Origin of the sequence: Chitinophaga oryzae (genome assembly GCF_012516375.2) — a bacterium.
Classification (GTDB): Bacteria; Bacteroidota; Bacteroidia; order Chitinophagales; family Chitinophagaceae; genus Chitinophaga; species Chitinophaga oryzae.
In genome coordinates this window covers 4,684,451-4,705,050 of the sequence record NZ_CP051204.2, presented here as the reverse complement: position 1 = coordinate 4,705,050, position 20,600 = coordinate 4,684,451, and the positions used below count along the sequence as shown (strand labels likewise).

The 20,600-nt window shown below is 52.4% G+C and carries 17 protein-coding genes; 3 read left to right on the top strand and 14 right to left on the bottom strand.

Annotated features, from left to right (window positions below):
- Nucleotides 1-44: 44 nt before the first annotated feature.
- Entirely contained in the window at nucleotides 45-1,181 is a 1,137-nt protein-coding gene (locus HF324_RS19225) for an efflux RND transporter periplasmic adaptor subunit (protein ID WP_246269594.1), read from the top strand.
- 55 nt (nucleotides 1,182-1,236) lie between these two features.
- Here HF324_RS19225 and HF324_RS19220 read toward each other — a convergent pair whose 3' ends face one another.
- The 3 genes from HF324_RS19220 to HF324_RS19210 form a co-directional block, all read right to left on the bottom strand.
- On the bottom strand, nucleotides 1,237-1,947 hold the full coding sequence (locus tag HF324_RS19220) for a hypothetical protein (RefSeq protein ID WP_220101200.1): 711 nt from the start codon (nucleotides 1,945-1,947) through the stop codon (nucleotides 1,237-1,239).
- Between the two features lie 130 nt (nucleotides 1,948-2,077).
- Entirely contained in the window at nucleotides 2,078-2,623 is a 546-nt protein-coding gene (locus HF324_RS19215) for a glycosyltransferase family protein (protein WP_168860555.1), read from the bottom strand.
- Nucleotides 2,624-2,637: 14 nt separating this feature from the next.
- The gene (locus HF324_RS19210) at nucleotides 2,638-3,081 is read right to left on the bottom strand and encodes a hypothetical protein (RefSeq protein WP_168860554.1); all 444 of its coding nucleotides are present in this window, start codon (nucleotides 3,079-3,081) and stop codon (nucleotides 2,638-2,640) included.
- Nucleotides 3,082-3,358: 277 nt separating this feature from the next.
- Between HF324_RS19210 and HF324_RS19205 the strand changes: the two genes are divergently transcribed.
- Entirely contained in the window at nucleotides 3,359-5,170 is a 1,812-nt protein-coding gene (locus HF324_RS19205; protein WP_168804030.1) for a type VI secretion system Vgr family protein, read from the top strand.
- 69 nt (nucleotides 5,171-5,239) lie between these two features.
- Here HF324_RS19205 and HF324_RS19200 read toward each other — a convergent pair whose 3' ends face one another.
- The 4 genes from HF324_RS19200 to HF324_RS19185 all read right to left on the bottom strand — a co-directional run bounded on the left by HF324_RS19200 (nucleotide 5,240) and on the right by HF324_RS19185 (nucleotide 9,792).
- Complete coding sequence (locus HF324_RS19200) at nucleotides 5,240-5,731, bottom strand: MarR family winged helix-turn-helix transcriptional regulator (RefSeq protein ID WP_168804029.1); 492 nt, start codon at nucleotides 5,729-5,731, stop codon at nucleotides 5,240-5,242.
- Nucleotides 5,732-5,750: 19 nt separating this feature from the next.
- On the bottom strand, nucleotides 5,751-8,138 hold the full coding sequence (locus HF324_RS19195; protein ID WP_168804028.1) for an outer membrane beta-barrel family protein: 2,388 nt from the start codon (nucleotides 8,136-8,138) through the stop codon (nucleotides 5,751-5,753).
- Nucleotides 8,139-8,386: 248 nt separating this feature from the next.
- Nucleotides 8,387-8,863 carry a hypothetical protein gene (locus HF324_RS19190; RefSeq protein ID WP_168804027.1) on the bottom strand — a complete coding sequence of 159 codons (477 nt, stop codon included), beginning with the start codon at nucleotides 8,861-8,863 and terminating at the stop codon, nucleotides 8,387-8,389.
- 20 nt (nucleotides 8,864-8,883) lie between these two features.
- A complete protein-coding gene (locus tag HF324_RS19185) occupies nucleotides 8,884-9,792 on the bottom strand; it encodes a LysR family transcriptional regulator (protein WP_168804026.1) in 909 nt (302 codons plus the stop codon).
- An 86-nt stretch (nucleotides 9,793-9,878) separates the two neighbouring features.
- On the opposite strand from HF324_RS19185, the gene HF324_RS19180 reads away from it, so the two are divergent.
- A complete protein-coding gene (locus tag HF324_RS19180) occupies nucleotides 9,879-10,469 on the top strand; it encodes a thioredoxin family protein (RefSeq protein ID WP_168860553.1) in 591 nt (196 codons plus the stop codon).
- Between the two features lie 76 nt (nucleotides 10,470-10,545).
- Here HF324_RS19180 and HF324_RS19175 read toward each other — a convergent pair whose 3' ends face one another.
- The 7 genes from HF324_RS19175 to HF324_RS19145 form a co-directional block, all read right to left on the bottom strand.
- Nucleotides 10,546-11,676, bottom strand: a complete 1,131-nt coding sequence (locus tag HF324_RS19175; RefSeq protein WP_168804024.1) for a cytochrome-c peroxidase — start codon at nucleotides 11,674-11,676, stop codon at nucleotides 10,546-10,548.
- 17 nt (nucleotides 11,677-11,693) lie between these two features.
- Nucleotides 11,694-13,253 (bottom strand): DUF6850 family outer membrane beta-barrel protein, encoded by a 1,560-nt coding sequence (locus HF324_RS19170; protein WP_168860552.1) that lies wholly within the window; start codon nucleotides 13,251-13,253, stop codon nucleotides 11,694-11,696.
- Between the two features lie 20 nt (nucleotides 13,254-13,273).
- On the bottom strand, nucleotides 13,274-14,611 hold the full coding sequence (locus HF324_RS19165) for a DUF4876 domain-containing protein (protein WP_168804022.1): 1,338 nt from the start codon (nucleotides 14,609-14,611) through the stop codon (nucleotides 13,274-13,276).
- A 10-nt stretch (nucleotides 14,612-14,621) separates the two neighbouring features.
- Entirely contained in the window at nucleotides 14,622-17,624 is a 3,003-nt protein-coding gene (locus HF324_RS19160) for a TonB-dependent receptor domain-containing protein (protein ID WP_168860551.1), read from the bottom strand.
- Between the two features lie 4 nt (nucleotides 17,625-17,628).
- Complete coding sequence (locus HF324_RS19155; RefSeq protein ID WP_168804020.1) at nucleotides 17,629-18,618, bottom strand: FecR family protein; 990 nt, start codon at nucleotides 18,616-18,618, stop codon at nucleotides 17,629-17,631.
- Between the two features lie 84 nt (nucleotides 18,619-18,702).
- Nucleotides 18,703-19,305, bottom strand: coding sequence for an RNA polymerase sigma factor (locus tag HF324_RS19150; protein WP_168804019.1), 603 nt, complete (start codon nucleotides 19,303-19,305; stop codon nucleotides 18,703-18,705).
- A 157-nt stretch (nucleotides 19,306-19,462) separates the two neighbouring features.
- Nucleotides 19,463-20,431 carry a hypothetical protein gene (locus HF324_RS19145; protein WP_168860550.1) on the bottom strand — a complete coding sequence of 323 codons (969 nt, stop codon included), beginning with the start codon at nucleotides 20,429-20,431 and terminating at the stop codon, nucleotides 19,463-19,465.
- Between the last annotated feature and the right edge of the window lie 169 nt (nucleotides 20,432-20,600).

Genomic DNA, 20,600 nt, shown 5'->3' with positions numbered 1-20,600 from the left:
GCATAAATATTACCATGAGAATCACAGGAAATAAATATCATTTTATGAAACCAGCATCAAAATTTGCCCTCATATTTTTATCCGTTGGTGTGTCTGCCATGGCCCTGCAGAGCTGTAGCTCCACAGAAGCGAAGGACGACAAGGAGCACAAGGACAGTGCGGCGGCCGCACCGGCTTTGGAAGCTTTTACCTTGCAACAGGGACAACTGTCCACTTCCATAAAAATTCCCGGTGAATTGGTGGCTTTTCAACGGGTAGACCTGTACGCGAAGGTGAGCAGCTTTGTAAAAAAGCTGTACGTGGACGTGGGCAGCGAAGTGAAAGCCGGCCAGCTGCTGGTGACCATGGAAGCACCGGAACTGAACTCCCAGTTGTCCGGCGCTGAGTCACGCCTCAAGTCACAGGAGGCCATCTATCTCTCCAGCAAAGCTACCTACGACCGCCTGCTGGAAACCAGCAAAACGCCCGGTACCGTGTCCCAGAACGACCTGGACATCGCTTATGCCAAGCAGAAGTCAGACCTCGCACAGCTGGAGGCTGCCAAAGCTTCCTACCGCGAAGTGGGAGATACCCGTAACTACCTCGAGATACGGGCGCCTTTCAGCGGTGTTATCAGCCGGAGGAACGTGAGCGCCGGCGCTTATGTAGGTCCGGCGGGCAAAGGCTCCGATCTGCCTATTTTTACCCTGCAGGAACAAAAGAAACTGCGTCTGGTGGTGAGTATCCCGGAAGCGTACAACAGTTATCTGAACAATAACAGCGAAGTGAAATTCACTACCAAGTCCATGCTCAACCAGACGTTTACCGCCAAAGTAAGCAGGTTGTCCGGCGCGCTCGACGAAAGGCTGCGTTCCCAGAGCATCGAAATGGACGTGATCAATGATAACAAACAGCTGCTGCCCGGCATGGTGGCTGAAGTGGCCATTCCGCTCTCGGGAAATCATGCCAGCGCTTTTGTGGTGCCCTCCAAAGCGGTGCTCAATTCCACCCAGGGCGTGTACGTTATTAAGGTAGTCAACGGCAAGGCTTTATGGGTACCCGTAAAGACCGGCCGCAAAACAGATGAGCAGACAGAAATCTTCGGCGATCTCGCGCTGAATGATACCCTTATCAAAGTAGCCAGTGAGGAAATAAGAGACAGCTCGGCGATCAAACACGTAAACGTGACAGGCGCTAAGTAACAGCACGGCATTTCACTGGAACATTGTGGCCCTCATGCTTTGCATGGGGGCTTTTTTATGAGTGGGTGGGAGGGAGGTGGTAGCGGCGGCGGGTAAATAAATCTCGAAAAAGCATTCCTTGTAGTTCCTCCGTGGTAAATGGTGTCAACAGTAGTTCATCAAAGGAAAATTCAAGAAGCCGGTAGCGGTCAATAAAATGAGGCCATGCAGCGGAAGAACAGGTAACATAAATAAGACATCGGGGGTGTAATCTGCGTATAGTGTGGGTTGCTGCCATCACAATATCACTATCTCCCTTCCTGTTGTGGCAATGTAACAGTACAAAGTCGGGAAGTTCATGCAGGAATTGTTTTTCGAAGTTTACTGATACTTCGGTAAGAGTTACGTGAATACTGAGTTTTGAAAGTGATAGCTTGATCAGTTCCCCTGCAGCGTAACCTACTGCCACAACCCCCTTGATTGGCCTGGTCTTTCGATGTTGGATGGCAGCCTCTATAAGCTCAAACTGTTGTTGCCAACGAAGGAACAGTTTCTGAACTAACACTGAAAATGCGGTTGGTTGAATAGATTTGCTAAAAGTAAAATTATTGGATATAGGCATAATCATCCTGAGTAAGTCTGAAATAAGACATAAAGAACTTCGGTAAAGAAGAATAAAACATATTGGTGAAGATTGCCGAAGCAGAGAAGAAATACGGCGTATTTTCATTGTTTCTAGCCATGAGCGGCTATTCCATGGTAATAATACGATTTCGTATTGTCCCATTGCTATTGTTTGCTTTAGCAGATGGTAGTTATCCACTACGACGGTTGTAAATGGATAGGTTTTAAGACTTTTAACATAGCTACTGTAAGGTATCGACGTCTTGTCGGGATGAAAACAAAGTAAACGCATATCAGGAATGAGCTTGTTGAAGATTTTGTTGCAGCTGAGAAACGGTCCGGTATATACCCCGGGTAAGATGTTCCTGGTCGGCTGAGATAAGGTTAATGGCTTCCAACAGGTCTTCCGGGTTATAAGGTTGTAGTGATTCGAGTTTGAGAATAACGTTGAGCAATCCGTGTTTAACGATATGGGCATGGCCACCGTAGGGAGTACTATCAAACAGGGTGCGGTAGTCCGCATAGTGGTCCAGCAACTTTTCGCGCAGCTGGTGGAGTGCGGCCAGCTGTTTACTTCTGCTCATATTGTGTGATGTATAGATGTGTACCCGTAGCTGGTCTTTAGTCCGCTGCACAATCGTGATATATTTTCGCAGGACCTCTTCAAGTTGTGTAATGTTGGAGGTGTGCAGGTTGAAGATAAAATTGCTGACCTGTTGTTGCTGTTCACTTTTAATCCTGCGTGTGAACGACCTCCGTTTGCTGATTGCGTTATATACGGTCCGGAAAATGGAGGTGATGCCTTCAATGGTGGCAGTACATATTTTGATTAATTCCATAGTATTATTATAGTTTAGCGACCACGCTGCGGGTGACTAAGATAGACGTGCATTCGGTCTATCTCAGCATGAATAATCGGCAGGTGCGCTAATATTTCCAGTTGCATGCGATGAAAGGAAGCGATAATATCGCTAGCCTCCGGGGAAAAGGCAGATTCATCATCCGGTAACGAAAGGAAGACCGCCCGGAATATCCGGTGTTCCAGCTTACGTAATTCCTCGGAAAGCGCTTTGTTTCTGAGGTTAAAAAAGGCCGACTTTAGCCGGTGAATATTCCTCACAGCTTCCATCCAGTCGGCTAATTCCATACAGGTTTGGGTGGTTTTAATGAGGTCAGATACCACACTATAATCTTTCTCAAAGATGGCTAAAATGTTTTTGATGTTGTCTCCTGACATCCTTCGCAGGAACTCCCCATCAAAATGCTCACTAAACTCGAATACAGGATCATGATTCATTTAATATCAAATTGATACCAGCAATTTCCTTTTTAGCGGGCATCTTTCTGTTTAACAGATCTAAAAAGAGAAGGATTAACAAAACGAATTCAATATTTGTATAATGTGATGGTCGTTTCCCGAAAAACCTTATCTTAGGATTCCAAAGCAATACCTGTTTTTGTTAAACCATTCCTTTATGACAAAATATTTGCCTTAACCCTGCAGATTGTTTGTTGACAGCTGGCACACAAATAAGCTGCTTTGAATCATATCAACTTTTAAAAAACCGCGGCACATGTCTTTATATACCCGAACCACTTTCACCATTGGCGACAGTCGCTTCTCTTCTTTCCATTCCCTGAAGCTGTCCCAGACCATCGACGGTCACCATACTTTTGAAATACTGATCAGTTACGACTGGCTGTCACAGCTGGGCAAAGGCCTGTTTACCGCCGGAAGGGAATTCCTGGGGAAGGAGATCAGTATCACCATCACCGGCGTAGAGGCGGCGGCAGCCCAGAAACCCCTGCAGTTCAACGGAGTGGTCACCGGCATTAACGCCGGCAAAGAGAGCGACGGCACCCACGGCTTCTGCGTGATAAAAGGCTTCAGCCCTACCATCCTGCTGGAAGACGATCCCCATATCGCTACCTTCGAAATGCAGTCCCTCCGGGAAATCGTATCGCAGGCCATGAAAGGAGTAAGCCCTTACGGCAGCGCACCGGCCGTTCAGCCGGCCAATACCGACCCGCTGAAATATATCGTGCAGTACAAGGAAAGTACCCACCACTTTATCAGCCGCCTCGCGGCCCGCTACGGCGAATGGTACTTCTACGACGGCCAGAAGATCGTCTTCGGCAACTATTCCCCGAAGGAAATATCCCTGACGCACCAGGTAGACCTGATCGACTTCGACCTGGGCCTCGAGGTACATCCTAATAATACCCGTTTCACAGGATACGAATATCGCCGGAACCAGGTAGTGGAGAATGAAACTTCCGCTCAGGCAGCGGGACAAATGAACAACTACACCGCCCATATGCAGGATGTCAGCGATAAACTTTACCGCAAACCCTCCCTGCATAAACTGAACCACGGCTTCAGCAGCGCTGCCAAGGAAACGGTGGACGACTTCACCCTGCTGCAGAAAAAAGGCCGGCAGGCGCAGATGGTGCTCCTGAAAGGTACCAGCCAGCATACGGCCCTGCGCGTCGGAGATATCATCTCCATCAATGAAAGCGTGTTCGGACAGGCCAATCATGGAAGGTTTACGATCACCCGCCTCGAACACCTCTGCACAGAAAACGGACTTTATAAAAATACCTTCGAAGCCATCCCGGCAGATACGGCCATGCCCCGCGTGGACTTCGAGCCACAGACCGGCTGCGAGCCGCAAAGCGCTATCGTAACGGACAACAACGACCCGAAAGGACTGGGCCGCATACGCGCCCGCTTCCGCTGGCAGCAACAGGGATCTACGCCATGGATACGCATAATAGCCCCCCACGGCGGCAGTGGCAAAGGGTTTTACTTCGTGCCCGAACTGGGAGAAGAGGTATGGGTAGGTTTCGAAAATGGTAACCCGGAAGCCCCCTACGTAATGGGAACGGCCTATAACGGCGACGCCAAAACGGATTACGGCGACCCGCAGAATAATATCAAAGCCATCCGCACCCGCAGCGGCCATACCATCCGCCTCGATGACACGGAAGGCGCCGAAAGCATCACTATCACGGATAAAAGCGGTAATACCATCCAGCTGGACACGGCCGGTAAAAATATCCATATCACGGCCATGGAAACCATCGACCTGACGGCGAAAAATATCAACCTGAAAGCGTCTGAAAGTGTAACCGTGGACGCGGGAGAAAACGTGGAAACCACCGCCGGCACAGACGTTAAGGTCAAAGCTGGCAACGCCTATACGTTGGAAGCAATCAACATCACGGAAGAAGCATCGGAAGATATCATGCAGAAAGCCCAGGATGCCATGAAGCTACGCTCCGGCACCATGAGCCTGTATACCACCCTCGGGGACATCAAAATTATCGGCAGCGGTACCACCGTATTACAAGGCAATAAAATGGTGAAGATTTCCAAAGGCTGACACATTCCTCTTTCATACAGATGCCCGGTCACCGTTAGTGATCGGGCATCGTCTTTTTTATCATCGCTACTATTGGTCAGATTGCTCCAGCAGGCTGATTTTTACCCGCTTGTACATACTCTTTTCATCCAGCGATTTTTCCAGTTCCCCGAGTACAGTCAACAGGTTGGCGCTGGCCTGCTCCAGCCATTTACGGTTTTCTTCCCGGATGACTTCCAGCATGGGACTGATTTTACGGTGCATCTGTTTGCCGGCGGCCGACAGGGAAATCAACCGGCGACGTTTGTCCCGGTTGTCAGGCGTTGTTTTAATCAACCCCTGGGCCAGCAGCTGGTCGGTAAACTGCACCACGGCAGGGTGGGTGAGCTGCAATGATTCGGATATTTCGGTTACGCTCAACTGCTTTTGCCGCACCAGCAGCTCCAATACCAGGAACCACCGCGCTTCAAACTCCAGCCCGGATTCTTTATATATTTTGCTTATGTCCTGAGACAGGCGCTCACTGAGCCTTTTGAGCCGCGTAGCCAGTGCCAGTTCCTCCAGTTCGTTCACCAGGTTCATGCAGCCAATTTACCAAAAATTATCCGGCCCGGCGTTTTTCTTCTTCGGCGCCGCCAGCCTTCCTGTTGCCACTGCCGGAACCATTGCCGCCGAATTTGTAATTGAAGGTAACCGTCAGCACCCGGCTATCCCTGCGCTGGAAAAAGGTTTCGCCGTAGCCGGTCAACCGGGTGACGGCGTTGGTATAGTTGGTAAAGAACACATCGGAGAGGTTCAGCTTCAGGGAAGCTTTCTTTTTCCATAACTGCCGCTGAGCGCCGATGCCCATAAACCATACGCCTTTTACGTCCAGGAAACCATAGTAGGTACGGCTGCTGTAGGTGGCCGTTACTTCCATGCTGGTATTGGGATCGAGGGTGATGCTGTTGATACTGTTAAGGTTAAACGAAACCCTGCTGGCATTCAGACGGGTATTGGCCAGGTCTCCCTTGTATTCTCCATAGTAGGCCAGCGCTTCGTTATTGCTGTTCAGCCATTTTCCTACGGAGAAGGGTACACTGAAACTGAGGTTGTAATAATTATACCGCGCAAGGTTGTGACCTGTCTGAATGACACTGTTGGGGTCCTTGTCCGGCGATAACACCGTCAGGATATTATCGGTGGTCGTGCTGAAGCCAATCTTGGTGATGTATTTCTCTTTAAAGGTATGCGTCAGCTCAAAAGCGTTGGTGATCTCCGGTTTCAGATAGGGGTTACCGGTAGAATAAGTCAGCGGATCGAGAAATACCTTGAAGGGGTTCAGGTCGCGGTAGGAGGGCCGGTTGATACGGCGGCTCAGAGACACGCCCAGGTCATGGTTCTTGTTAAACATATAACCCACATACCCGCTGGGAAAGAACTGGGTGTAGTTGCGGTCAAAACTTTCTTTATTGGTGACCTGTAATCCTTTGGCAATGGTGTTTTCTACCCGCAGGCCCAGCTGTACGCTCAGGTGCGCCCATTTTTTTGAGGCGTTGAGATAAGCGGCATTGATGTTTTCATCATATTTAAAACGGTTGCTTTTGCCGGTATCCAGGATGTCCGTTCCGCTGCTCCGGTCATAAAACTGTACATCGTTGTCCGCTTTTACCCAACTGCTTTTAATGCCGGCATCCAGCTGCGCGCCGATACTTTTCAGGGGCTGGGAGTAATCGGCTTTTACGGATTTGATGCTCAGGTCGCCCGAGAGGTTGCCAAACAGCCGGTAGTCCGGTTTGGTGGGCTTCTGCTGCAGATCGAAATAGGACGTCCGGTAGTTCTGCAGCTCGTCGTTGCCGAAACGGGCATAGTCCAGGTCTACCGACAGCTCTTTCCCGCTGGTGTCCAGTTTGTGTTTATAATTCAGGTTGATGCTTCCGTTGTTGCGTTGCGGATGGTTGTCTCCTTTGGTGATAAAGGAACCGGTTGGCTGCTGTTGAATGTTGAAAGACTCTGCCACACTGGTAGAGCGGATATCTCCCCTGTTAAAGATACCATTGGCCACTATGCCGATGGTTATATCCGGGGAGACGTTATAGTCAGCGCCGAGCCGGGCGTTATGGTTGTTGAAACCAAACTTGAAAAAGTTATCGTAGTTAATGCCTCCGGAATACTTGTCCGCTGCATTGTAGAACTGCCGTTCAATGTCGAGGTCATTCATGAACTCCCGGTAGTTATAACTGTAAGAACCGAAGAAGTTCACCTTCTTGCCTTTGCTGTTGAAATTAACGGAGGGATTTATTTTAGGATAGATCCCCTGTCCGTAGCTGAGTGATACGTTGCCGCTGGTGCCGCTCTGATGGCCTTTGCGGAGCCGGATGTCGATAATGCCGGCGTTGCCGGCGGCGTCATACCGTGCGGACGGGTTGGTGATCAGGTCGATCTTTTCTATCTGGCTGGCCGAGAGGTTGCGTAACAAATTGGCCAGCTCCTGTCCGGACATGGGGACCAGTTTTCCGTCCATCATCACCTGTACGCCTTGTCTGCCGCGCATAGCGATGTTATCGTTCTGGTCAATGGTGATGCCCGGCGCTTTTTCGAGCACCTCCAGCGCGGTGCTGCCTGCGGCCGATATCGACCCAGCCACGTTGAGCGTGGTTTTATCATATTGTTGCTGAACGAATGGTTTGGTGGCGGTGACAGTGGCTTCCTTCAGGGTGGTGGTAGTGGGTTGCAGCCGGAGCGTGCCCAGCTGCAGGTGTTTGTTGAGCGTAAGGGCCGCCGACAGCCACGGCGTATATGCCATGCTCTGTGTTGCCAGCAGGTATTGCCCTGCGGGCAGATGGTCGAAGGAGAAGTTACCCTGCGCATCGGTGTATTCCAGTTTGACCAGCTTCTTATCGGCTGCCTGTAACAGTTGTACCACTACGTCCCTGGCCGGGGTGTTGTCTGTTGTAGCGAATGTTCCTTTAATGCTGTAAAACACGTTGCCAGTCTGGCTGAATGCCATATTTGCGTAAGTGGTAACGTAAATTAACAGGACAAAGGTAAATAAACATGACCTTTTCATTTGGGGATTTTAGGGCAAAAATAGAATTATTGCTAACCTGTGCCTATAGATAATGGTAACTACTTACCTAAATTTTTATTGCCGGCTGCCGGCCTTGATGAGTGGAAGTACAGGAAGCCGTTGCGGAACGTTCAGAAAGGATGGGAGGCCGGTGGAGGTCTACCGGGGCTCACGAAGGCGCAATCGGTTTATTGGGCCGGAGCAGCGGCGCCGTCCTCCACGCACTTGTCTTTACGGCGGGTATCAATGATGTACTGGATTTTCCATTCTTTTCCCTGCTTCACCAGCTGAAAGGAATTGACGCCGCAATGGTGGAACTTTCCCTGATGGTAGAACCGGTAGGGCGTCCAGACGGAGGCGAGGCGGTCGTCTATTTGGACCGGGCCATAGGTAATACGTTCTTCCAGGTCCCCTTTAGGCGTACCGGCAATGACAGAGGAAAAACGTTCGACGGAAACATTTTTGACGGAGGTGCCCCCTTTGTGCTCGTCGATGGTCTGGAACACGGCATTGGAGGAAAAGCACTCCCGGAGCGAAACGCTGTCGCTGTTATGCATGGCGGTAAACATTTTGTCGATCGTCTGTTTCACGCCGGCAGTGTCGGACTGGGCTTGCAGGGCGTTCGCCGCGAAAAGGCCCGGCAGGAGGAGATACAGATAGCGCATCTTTTTATATCTAAAATACATTATTTGGACTGTTTCTGAAGGGAGGGTTTAAAATGTTGCCGGATATGCTCCACAAAATGCCGTATCAGCGGATTTTGCCGGTCGAGGCACGCCGCTTTCCAGGTCCGCTTCCGCAACGGCGTTTGCAGCGGCAGGGTAACGAGGTCCCTGCTTTTAAGGTACGGCGCAATAGCCCAGGTGGCAAATACACCAACGCCCATACCGGCATGTATCATTTCAACGATCGCTTCGGTAAGTTGCAGCCGGGTGATGTCTTTGGGAGGCGATGCCCGGAAAAATTCCCGCATCATGTTCTGCGCGCCGGCTTCCTCGGCCATATCGTAAGTGAGCAGGTGCTCCGTGGCAAAATCCTCCGCTGCCAGCGATTTCTTTTGCCCGACAAAAGGATGGCGACGCGGCAGCACAGCCACCACTTCGTCGTTAAAAAGGGTATGCGTATGCACGCCGGCTGGCGGACGGCTGTCGCTGATGATGGCCACGTCCAGTTCGCCGTTCATCAGCCAGGTCAACGGCTTCTGGGTGGCCGCAGCCACAATGCTGATCTCCACCTGCTGGTGCAGCGCTTTCAGCTCACTCACCACCTGCGGCAACCAGTGATAACAGGTATAACATTCCGTGCTGATACGCAGGGTATACAATTTGCCTTTACGGCACGCCTGTATATCTTCCTGCAGCCGTGCCAGCTGCGGCAGTATCTTGTTGGCGCTCTCCATCACCCTCCGGCCGGCCGGCGTCAGTAGCAGCTTTTTGTTGACCCGCTCAAAGATGGGCAGGCCCGCTCTTTTCTCCAGGTCCTTCAACTGATGGCTCAGCGCCGACTGCGTCAGGTACATCTTGTCTGCCGCCCGTGTAAGCGAACCTTCCGTTACAATGTGTGCGACCAGCTGCAGATCGTTCGTGGTAATCATGAGTTGTTTTCATCAAAAATAAGAAAACTATTCATTTTTCTCATGTTAGATCGGTGGCTACCTTTGAGAAATAAAATTCAAGACATATGCAAACAGCAATTAAACATTTTACCGGGCAACAGGTGGAAGAAGCATTTGCGCTGGCAAAAGCGGAGCAGCGTCCTTTGCTGATCGACTTCTGGGCAGACGACTGTAAAGGCTGTCAGCGCATGGATGCGGTGACCTATGAAGATGAACAGGTGCGTGACTACCTGGAGGAACACTATGTGCTGGTGATGTTCAACCTGAAGGAAGTGACGAAAGCATTCGCCACCAAATACCTGACACGTGCGCTGATATGGGCGCCCACCTTTTTGGTGTATACACCGGACGGCAGTGTCCTCCGGGAAGCGACGGGCTACCTGCCGCCGCATCAGTTCCTGGCAGAACTGACCATTGGCAGGGCACTGCTGGCCATGCGCCGGGGCAAAGCGGCAGACGGACTTTCGTTGTTGAACGGACTGATCACCGACGCACCGCATCCGGCGCTGCACCAGGAAGTATTATACTGGCTGGGCGTAGCGGCTTTCTTCGCCGAAGGCAAATCATTTGATGCACTGGTGCCCTACTGGCGTGAACTGCGGCAAACCTACCCGGACAGCCTGTGGGCGGAGCGGGCAGACACCTTCCCCGGCTGACGAACATGCTGCTGACAGCGTACAGCCCTTCCCGTTAATGACGGAAAGGGCTGTACGGCGTATTATAGATAGTGTTTTATTGCGGCAGCACCGGCCGTCTCATTTTGTAGGGCACACCGGTAACGGAGTGAAGGAAAGCGATCAGCGCTTTCTTGTCGGCCGGCGTCAACTGCAGCGGCTGCATCAACGGGTCTGTTTTGGGGAACATCGGATCGTTCTCCCGGCCAGGCCGTGGCTTCATCATATGCATACCGCTGTTGTAGATGTTCAGAATGCCCTCCATATTATCAAACAGGCCGTTGTGCATCCACGGCCGGGTGAGCATCACATCGCGCAGGGAAGGGGTACGGAACTTTCCAACATCGGCGGTGTCTTTGGTAAAGTTATAACGGCCAAGGTCTTCGTACTTCCGGCCGTAGTAGGTGAGGCCTATATTGTGAAATTGCCCGTCTGTCAGGTATTGCCCGTTGTGGCAGTTCATGCAGCGTGCTTTAGTGCGGAACAGATGCATGCCCTGTATCTCTTCGTCCGTCATTCGCTGGTAGTTGCCGTTGAGAAATTGGTCAAACCGCGATGTGCGGCTGTGGATCGTTTTCTCAAACGCGGCAATCGCTTTCACGATCTGGTCAAAGTCAATACGCTCAGTGCCGTAAGCTTGCCGGAACAGCGCCTTGTAACCTTCGATCTTATTCAGCTTGGCGGCCAGCAAAGGCGGCTCCATGTTCATTTCATGATGTGTGGCAATGGGATTGATAGCCTGGTCTTCCAGGGAAGAGGAACGGCCATCCCAGAAAAAAGCCTCATGTATCCCCACATTCAGCAACGATGGCGTATTGCGGGTGCCCTGAAGGTGGTCGTGCCCCAGCGAAACGGTGCGACCGTCGCCCCAGGCGAGGTCCGGGTCATGGCAACTGCTGCAGGATATCTGGTTGGAGCCGGACAAACGGGGATCAAAAAAAAGCGTTTTACCAAGGTTCACCTCCGGATCTTCCAGCAACCTGGGAAGGGCCGTGTCCAATGGTATAGCGGCAAATTCTTTCCATACCACACCGCTATCGATCGTGGGACGCGGCCATTCGCTGACCGGGCGGGCATATAACCGCCGCAGGCTGTCGCCTGTCAGCGGCACTTCCTGCGTGCCCCGGCGCAAAGCCGTTGTCAGCATCAGTAATAACAAAGAAGATAATATAACGGCAATTCGTTTCATGAAAAAGACACAGTGATTTATAAATATAGGTTAAAGGCCAGTGACGACCAGAGATAGCTGTTGCCCGGCGCTGTCGCCAGCGGTTCGGACGGTTGTATGTTCCCCGGCGCCTGCGTATATTTTACCCGCAGCGTTATCCCCGCAGGCAACGTATGCAGAACTCTCCGGGTAATATAAGTGGCCTGCCAGTCCAGCGAAACTGCTGTGGCGCCATAATAGTAATAATCACGATACACGACCTCCCGCGAAAAAGCGGTCATTTGCGTGGGCAACACATGCACACCGGCAGATAACGGCAATTGCACACCACCGGCGAGCCGGGTATGAAAACGATCGCCATGCCGGTCCCGGTGCAGTTCCCCGAAGAGGACGGGCGTCAGCCTGCTGTAGCTCAACTGATGCGCGGTGATGAAGTCCTGTTTCTCTTCCTGCTGCCACTGCAATGATCCGCCCCATCCGGGTACCCAACCGTTTTCCCGGGCGCTGAGGCGACTGTATTCAGCCGCCACCTGTCGGTATCGGTAGCGATAGTTGCTGGCATTCAGCGCCTGTACCAGCGGTGGCACGGCGTAGCTGTTGAAATCTTCGCCGTTGCGGAGCACCGCGTGGAGTTGTATACTGTGCCGTAAGCCCTGTTGCGCAAGCATATGCAGCTGATAACAGTTAAGGGTATACGTGCCCCACTGTGTTTCTTTCAGTGAACTTTCGGAAGGAGGGGAGAACACCGCCTTTTCCCGGTCCCAGCCCGCCTGTGTGTTGAAATCCCATCCCGCATAATGATATTGGTGAAAGAGGGTAAGCCCGTTCTTCCGGATGCGGATGTTCATTTGTTCCCCCTGACCACTCCGCGGTTGCATATACCCCATGCCCATCATCAGCCAGGTGCGGCGTTCGGGATAACTGTCATAGTTATGCTGGTACTGGGTGTTCTTGTATTGCACGGAAGTATTTTCGTAACCGTAGCCTATCATCGGTTGTATGCCCAGCCAGTGACGGCCATTTTTCCAGGTAATTTCGGGCTGCACAGCGAGCGAAAACTGCCGTACGGACGGCCGTGGATCTACGGAGCGGAAGGCCGTCTGGTAGCGGTAGGAAACACCCGCGCCGGCGTACCATTTGTCAGGGCGCAGGGTGTAGGCTGCCAGTCCCTTCATCTGGTACGACTGCCGGTCATACTTACCGGCTTTGCCGGCGGCAAAATAGTAAGGGCGGTTGTCCGCAGCTATGCCGGAGAGCATCCAGGCAAGGCTGTCATCCCAGGTACGGCTATACGTAAACTGACCGTATAATTTAAACCGGCCGGCTTCCTTTATACCTTCACTACCAAACGAAGCCACCCTGTGCTGCTGCGGTTCCTGCGCCAGCCGGTAACCGCCACTGGCGGCTGTACCCTGCAGGGAAACGATGCCCACATTGCCGGAGGCATAGTGCTGTAACAGGGTCACACCCTGTGCGGCCTGCCGGAATTGCAGGGCAGTGGCGCGGTAGGTCAGCAGGCTATCCGAAGCGCCATCGCTTTGCGCGATGACGCCTGCGGATAATAGTTGGCAAGTGATAAGCAGATAAAATTTTTTCATATCAGATCAGTGGTGATACCTCAATTGGAAAATGCTTTCCTGGAAGGATCTGCCTTGATGGTAATGAAGTCCACAGAGGAATTATTGGTGTCTTGCAGGATAACGCGGCCGGCACTACGCTGTTTCGTTTTGCGTAACAGGGCCTGTGAACTGTAGGAGCCGTTGCTTACAAAATTGAAACCGGCGTCGAGGTCCAGCGAAAAGCGCTTGGGGCCACGTTTGTTGAGCGGCGTCTGTTTCATTTCCACGGCATCCAGTACCTGGATGTCCTTTTTAGGCAGCTGCATTTTCAGTTTGCCGGCCGCCACATTATTGGGTGTCTTATATGACTTCCAGGTAGCCGTGGCCGCCTGGCTGCGGAAGATCATAATGCCTTCGCGACCGTTGTTGTCCAGTACCATGTCACGGTTGAAATTATGGACTACGGCCAGATGCGGTTTGTTGGTATTCAGATCAGACGCCAGGGGGGTGATGCCTGGCTGATCGCCCATGTATACGTCGAAGTCGGCGCCCTGTAAATCGACCGTCAGCTCCGGGTTGCGCACAGAGATAGTTTTGCCGTTGGCGTCCTGGTAGGGTGCTTTGTGGTTAATGGCGGTGGCAGCAATAATGATGCTGGCGCCGGGTTGTACCGGGTACGTTTTACCGTCGCCGGGGATGCGGAATAAAGAAGCGGCGTAAATGTAGTCGGTGTTGGGGTTGGTGGCGGCCATACCGGTGGCAACGGCCCAGTTCCACTGTCCGCTGGGCAATACCCAGGGTTTGGTGAAATCTATTTGTTCCAGCGGAGTCTCAATACCTTCCACCTGGCAGAGGTACAGGCTGTCGGCATACAATACCTGGTCGGAGTTGTTGTACAGCTCTACAAACTGATCACGGAAAAGTGCGCCGTCTTTGGTATCTGAGCCGGCGTAATAGATCTGTTTGATCAGCCAGGTGGTATTGCTGCTGCCGGTCCTCAGTTCAACGGTGAAATTATTCTGAGGCGCCACGGCTGCTTGTGCGTCGGCGGCGCCGGAGAAGAACACGTTGCCGTCTGCTTTGATACCTGTGGCCGCTTCGTACGCCTGGGCCGATACGTCGAGGGTAACGGCAATGTTGTAACTACCCGGGACTACGCTGTTGAATGTCACCTGCCCGGCGTCGGTCTCCACTACGCCTGTGTACTTTTGGCCTGTCACCACATTGGAGATGGTGACTTTGGCAGATTTAAAGGAGATGTCGAGTTTGCCCATTTCTTCGGCTACTTTCAGCCCTACGCTGATGGATACCGGTTGCAAGCCAGTATCGTTGTCTTTCTTACAGGCCGCCAGGAGCATAATAAAGGCAATGGCTATACGAAACAGATTTTTCTGCATGATGTATATTTTAGAATTTTAATGATATCTCACCGGATAAACTCACCGGTGTGGTTAATTTCCGAATGCTGTTGTTTTGTTCTAGGTAATCGTTGTAGAGAATGTTAAACACATTATAGGCGCGCACGGAGAACCGTATTTTCTGCCGGATCTCCTTGGCTACCTGGAGATGTATGTTGAAATAAAACGGTTCGCTGCTTTCTGCTTCCGCGGTGCTGTAAGGACCAAAGGCCTGGTGAATGGGATTGTTTATATCCGGCTTGGCCACCGGCGTATAACGGCCGTCGAGGTCTGTGTAACCGGTCAGTTCACCGGAGTTGGCCAGGTTCACCCGCCGTTTCTGCCAGACGAAATCCGTGGCGATATTGATAAAAAAGCCCAGCCGGGGAATGTGTGTCGTGGTGGTCAGCTTGCTGGTCAGCGTCCAGTTTTTATATTGGTCAGGAGGGTAGGTGCCATACCAGAGATGATAAAGCGTCGCCATATCGTCGCTCGCCAGCTTTATCCGCTGCCGCGAATCGGAAAACCGGCTGAAGCTAAACGACGATACCAGTGAGAAGCTGGTTTGTATAGCTTTTATCCTGCCGGTGTTCACAAACCACTCCACGCCCATGTCTTTACTGTTCGTGCTGTTGGCCACGGTGCTGTAGCCCAGCCCGGAGCGGGTGATAGTACTGTCTGTCGGCCAGTAAGTGATACGGTCGTCCACGATTTTATGGTTATATACCGGTACGGTAAACAGCCGGTATTCCTGCGAAGTGGAGAAGCCGTCGCGGTTATGTTTGTAGTAGGCAAACAGGGAGCTGCTGATCAGGGGACTGTTGTATTTGATGCCCCATTCAAACTGGGTGGCTTTCATGGGCTTCAGGTGACTGTTGTCCTGCAGGATTTTTTCGGTATACACCAGGTACACCCGTTTACCGGGAGCGGGGTCGTATACCTGCAGCAGGGGAATATCGAAATAAGTAGGCGCGGGGTAGCGATAGGCCATAGAAGGCGATTTGGTGGCGATGCCGTAGCCGAAGGTCAGTTCCCAGCGCTCGTTGAACCGGTAGGAACTGTTGATGCGGGGCTGTAATGTTCCCCAGCCGTTTTGCAGGTCCAGCCGTAAACCGGCATTCACGGCCAGGGTGCGGGCGCCTATACGGATATTGAGATTATCCTGTACATAATAGCCGGTGTTCACGATGGCGGGTAACAGGTTGAAGCTGTAAGGGCGCTGATTTTGGTAGCTAAGGTTGGTATACCGCGGCGCCAGCGGGTCTACAATCACTCCCTGGCCATTGTTGGCAGACACGTAGAGGTTGCCGCCGGCGCTGAGCCGGTGCAGCAGTTTCCCGGTTGTGACAGCACCGCTGAAGCTCAGGTTGGCATTGAAGTTGGCGGGCCGGCCTGTGATGTGGTCCACAGCGGTGAAAATACCGGGGATATAATATCCTTCGTAAATGCCGGTGGTATCTTTATCGCCCACGCCTTTAGGGTTGCCGTTCATGGCAAACTGGGTGTACGATTCCTGTTTCCCCGTGCTGTATCCCATACTCAGACTGATGTTGTTCAACATTTTGTTGTGCAGGTTGATGGACGTGCGGTTACTGACAGAGAGCGTATAGTTTTTGACGTAAGTCATTTTAGCGGTATTGTCTTCCGGGTCCATTTTGATATCATCGTTCCGGAATCCCAGGTTCACAGACAGGGTATTCTTTACATCCCGCGCCAGGTAGTCGGTCCACATCAGCCCTACCGAAGACCGTGCATATTGCTGGATGCGGTTGCGCGGGTCTTCATTGCTTTTCAGGTAGTTGAGTGAAACGTTCATAGCGCCTCTTTTACCGCCGAGGTCAAATCCTTTGGCCAGGGAATATTGGGTAGAGTAGCCGCTGATGCCGAGGTTGAACTGGTAAGGCGTTTTGCCGGCCTGCCGGTCGATGATAACGGCGCCATTGGTGATATCGCCGTATTTGGCGGCGGCGATGCCTGAAATCACTTCGATGCGTTCTATGTTGTTTACAGGGATGTCCCGGAGGTCCAGGCCGGAGAAGGGCACGTCGAAGCTGCCACGGCCGGCCTGTGAAATGGTGCTTTTGCCGTACATGCCAATGCTTTTGTTTTGCATATTGGCATTGTTGGACTGAAGTATATCGTCGATGATAATAGCGGTACCGAGTGAGTTGTTCTGGGCGGAAGCATTTTCTGCCGCCGTCCGCAGGGTCAGTGTTTGTATGCGGTGCAGGTCGGGCGCTTTGATCTCCTTGCCCGGCAGGTTGTTTAAGATATCGGCCATGCTGAAAGCCTGTGATTGTTCGATAGCTTCACGGTCGAACAGGATGGACGAGTTGGACTGACTGCCTTTTTGGGTGGCGGTGATCTGTACGCCTTCAAGCGAGAGGCTGAGTTCGCGCAGGGTGAATGTTTTACCGCGGGAGAAAGCGGCGCTGTCTATTGTCTCGCGGATCCCTTGTTTTCCTACATAGGAAATGCCCAGCTGCAACCGGGTAACGCCGTCGGGTATACGAATGCTGAAGCGGCCATTTTCGTCGGTAGCCAGTTGCTGGCCTGTTTCTGTCACCTGTACGCTGGCGAATTCAAGCGGTTTGTATCGTTCGTCTGTGACGGTACCGGTAAACGTGAGTGGGGGAGAGGGCGGGACCGGCATCGGATGCGGCGCTTCACTGGTTTTGGCGGGTTGCGGAAAGATCACCACCTGTGTTCCTTCCTGGCGGAACCCGAGCCCTGTGCCCTGCAGCAGTTGGGTCAGTATATGCGTTGCCGTTTGCCTGCGAAAACCGGCGCCCTTTGTCTTCACCTGCCTGGCAGCTGCCGGGTTGTAGGTGAAGCGCAGGGTGCTTGCCCTGCTCAGTGCCTGCAGCGCTTCGTCCAGTGTGCCCGCCGGAATGGTGACGCTGATGGGAGCGGGGGTGTTCTGCCATGCCTGTGCGGGACAGGCGATAACCAGCAACAGCAGCATACACCACGTACTGCGCACATGTTTGTTGTATAAGTAAAAGATGTCCATTTTTTTAGTTGGCACAACCCGTCCCGGACAGGTGTACTGTATTTCCTTTTATCGTATAGGTGATACCGTATATGAGCCTGAGCGCATCCAGTATCTGGTGAATATTGTCTGACCGCCGGAAGGAGGTCGTGATCCTGCAGGCGGCTACCGCCGGGGTGTCAGGGATGATGGTCAGGCCGTAGGTTTGTTCCAGCACCAGCTGCAGTTCCCCGAAACTGGCATCCTGGAGGGATATATTTCCTTGTGCCCAGTCGGCAGTGGTAGACCGGTACGGAATACTTTTCCATTCGCCGCTTCGTTTGGCGGCAACAATACCTTCGCCGGCATGTAAGACGCTGAAGGTGTCTGCCTGTACGGAACCTTCGGCCACGCCTATACGTTCTTCCGGCAGGCTGCCATAGCTTTGTACGCTGAAGGCGGTGCCCAGGTCGGTGACGCGTCTGCCGGAAGGCAGCTGCACACTGAATGGATGCAGGCTGTCATGCACTACCCGGAAGCATGCTTCCCCTTCGAGCAACTGTATGCTGCGTACGGCAAAAGGCTGCTGATAGCGGATACTGCTGCCGCTGTATAGCCAGGCGGTGGAACCATCCGGCAACGTTACGTGACGCAACTGGCCGGCAGGACTGCTGAGCACCACCCAGGCGGCGGGCTTGGGCCTGGTAAACAGGTAGATGCCGGTCAGGATAAGCAACGCCAGGCTGGCCGCAGCGGCTATACGGATGCTTGTTTTTCGCACGTTGGCCGGCGTTATGGCCGGTGGTGGCTGTATCATCATTTTCAGCCTTTCTTCCTGTTCGCACAGGTCCTGTTCCATTCCAAACCGGTACAACGACAGTACCAGCAGTTCGGCGCTGTCGAAGACGGCCTGGTGCTCCGGATGTTCTTTTCGCCGTTGCTGCCAGTATCGGATGGCTTGTGCATCCTTTTGCAGGCAACAGGCAATAAAAGAGTCTGAATGAACAAGATGTTCAATAGTGATAGGCTCGTGCATCGAAGGGTGCTTTATATTATATGAGAGAAAGCCGGAAATGTTTTTACCCTTCTGAAGCGGAAATTTTTTTATTTTTTTCGGAGGCTAACGCAGCAACAGTTGTACGGAAGACAGGATCTCCTGCGGGAAGCCCGCTTTGGCCAGCTCCCGGCGGAGGTTTTTAATGGATTCATGTATCTTGTTGTAGATAGTACGTTCTGCTACGCCGGTCCTGGCGGAGATGTCTGCGTAACTCAATCCTTCATAGTACCGGAGGCGGATAAACAGTTGTTTCCTTGCCGACAGGCGCGCGATCGCGGCTGCAATAGCCTGCTGCAGCTCCTGTGTGCTGTTGAGATGGATGAGAAAATCTTCATGGGAAGGAATGGCCTGCTCCGCAACCGCTGCCAGGGAATCGCCGGGGAAAGACAGTCCGTCGGTCTGCTGCCTGGCAACAGATAACAGTTGCCTCCTGAAAGAGGTATAGATATATCCTTCATGCTGGAGAACATGGTCCAGCTGGTCCCTCTTCTCCCAGAAATATAAAAAAGTCTGATGGATAGCATCCTTTACCAGGCCCTGATCGGGCTGTATCTTCATGCCATAGGCCTGCAGCGCCGGATATAACAGTCTGAATAAACGGAGGAACAGTGTTTCATCTCCCTGCACCATACCTTCCCACAACTGCCTGATATCCGGTTTAGTCATCGCATGCCATTTATTAACGTTGTTGTTCTCCCGCCTTAGGAAAAGGCGGGACAAGGTGCGAAACTACGTATATGCGTGGCAATTTATTTTCGAGATCCGGAATTTTTGAAAGGCTGTTTTTTCCTTTTTCGATTGCGCGGGAATTATCGGCCGCTAATCAGTCCTGCGTTACTCCCAGGCAGGAGTGCAAAAAATCAAGATAGGGCTGCGCTTCGTTTTCAAAAAGTTTTTCTCCTCCGAGCGTATACGCGCGCAGCAGGCATTCCCGGGCGTCTGCATGTTCTTCCAGTTCCAGCAGCACTTCTCCGAGGCGTAGCAATACAAAGGCGTTGGCCTGCCCGTTTTCCGCGATGTTGGCTTTGGCTGCTTCGAGATAGGGCAAGGCCTGCTGATAGTCCCGCAACAGAAAAAACGCATCGCCGATGGCGGCGTTCAGTGTGAGGCTCTGACCGAATTCGGATTTGGGTTCCGGTATCTGTTTCAGGGCCCGTATCCAGGAGCGGGCGGCCTTTTCATAATTGCCCGCTGCAAAGGCGCTGTGGCCCAGCTGTATCATGGGCGCCATATAGTCTACAATGAACGGATGGAGCTCCACGGCTTCGGTTTCCGGCAGCTGGCGCTGCGGCTGCAGTATTTCCTGCTGAAAACGTTTCATGAGCACGGCATCTTCCATTTGTGTGTTGAGAAACAGGTCCCAGTAAAGGGCCGGTAGTCCTTTAAAATCCGATTTGCGGGCGCCGTAGCTGCGGGTCATGCGGATGATGGTTTTGGCGGCTGAGGGTTTGCTGAGATAGAGGAGGGAGGCGGCAAAGAGCACATACGGCCTTAGTTCGTTTACCGGTGCAGCGCTGGATTCGATGTCTGCCACCCAGAGCCCAGCAATGTTGCTGGCTTCCTGTATGCGGCCTGCATCCAGCAAGCGCAGCAGGTGGTCATTGAGCACCATCAGCGTGCAGCTGGTGTTGAACTTCGGTTCCGGCACGAGGGCCCAGGCAGCCGCGGTTTTGTCGGCCGACAACTGGATGTCTGTTTCCTGTAACGAGGCGGCTTCCTGCAATATTTCATCCAGCAGGCGTTCAAGTGCAACGGGTACCGGTACGGTCATTCTGGTTTTTCTGTTTACCATAGATCATGAGTAGGAGTAAAACAATAACTGAAGTTAACACATTATGGATGTGACAGTTGTCAATTACGACCAGCGGTAAATCGGCATAACATGCGCTTAACAGGGCTTACTCGTAAAAGTGCTGTGATTAACGCTCGGTTAACACTGCGACTATTGTGCGTTACATAGC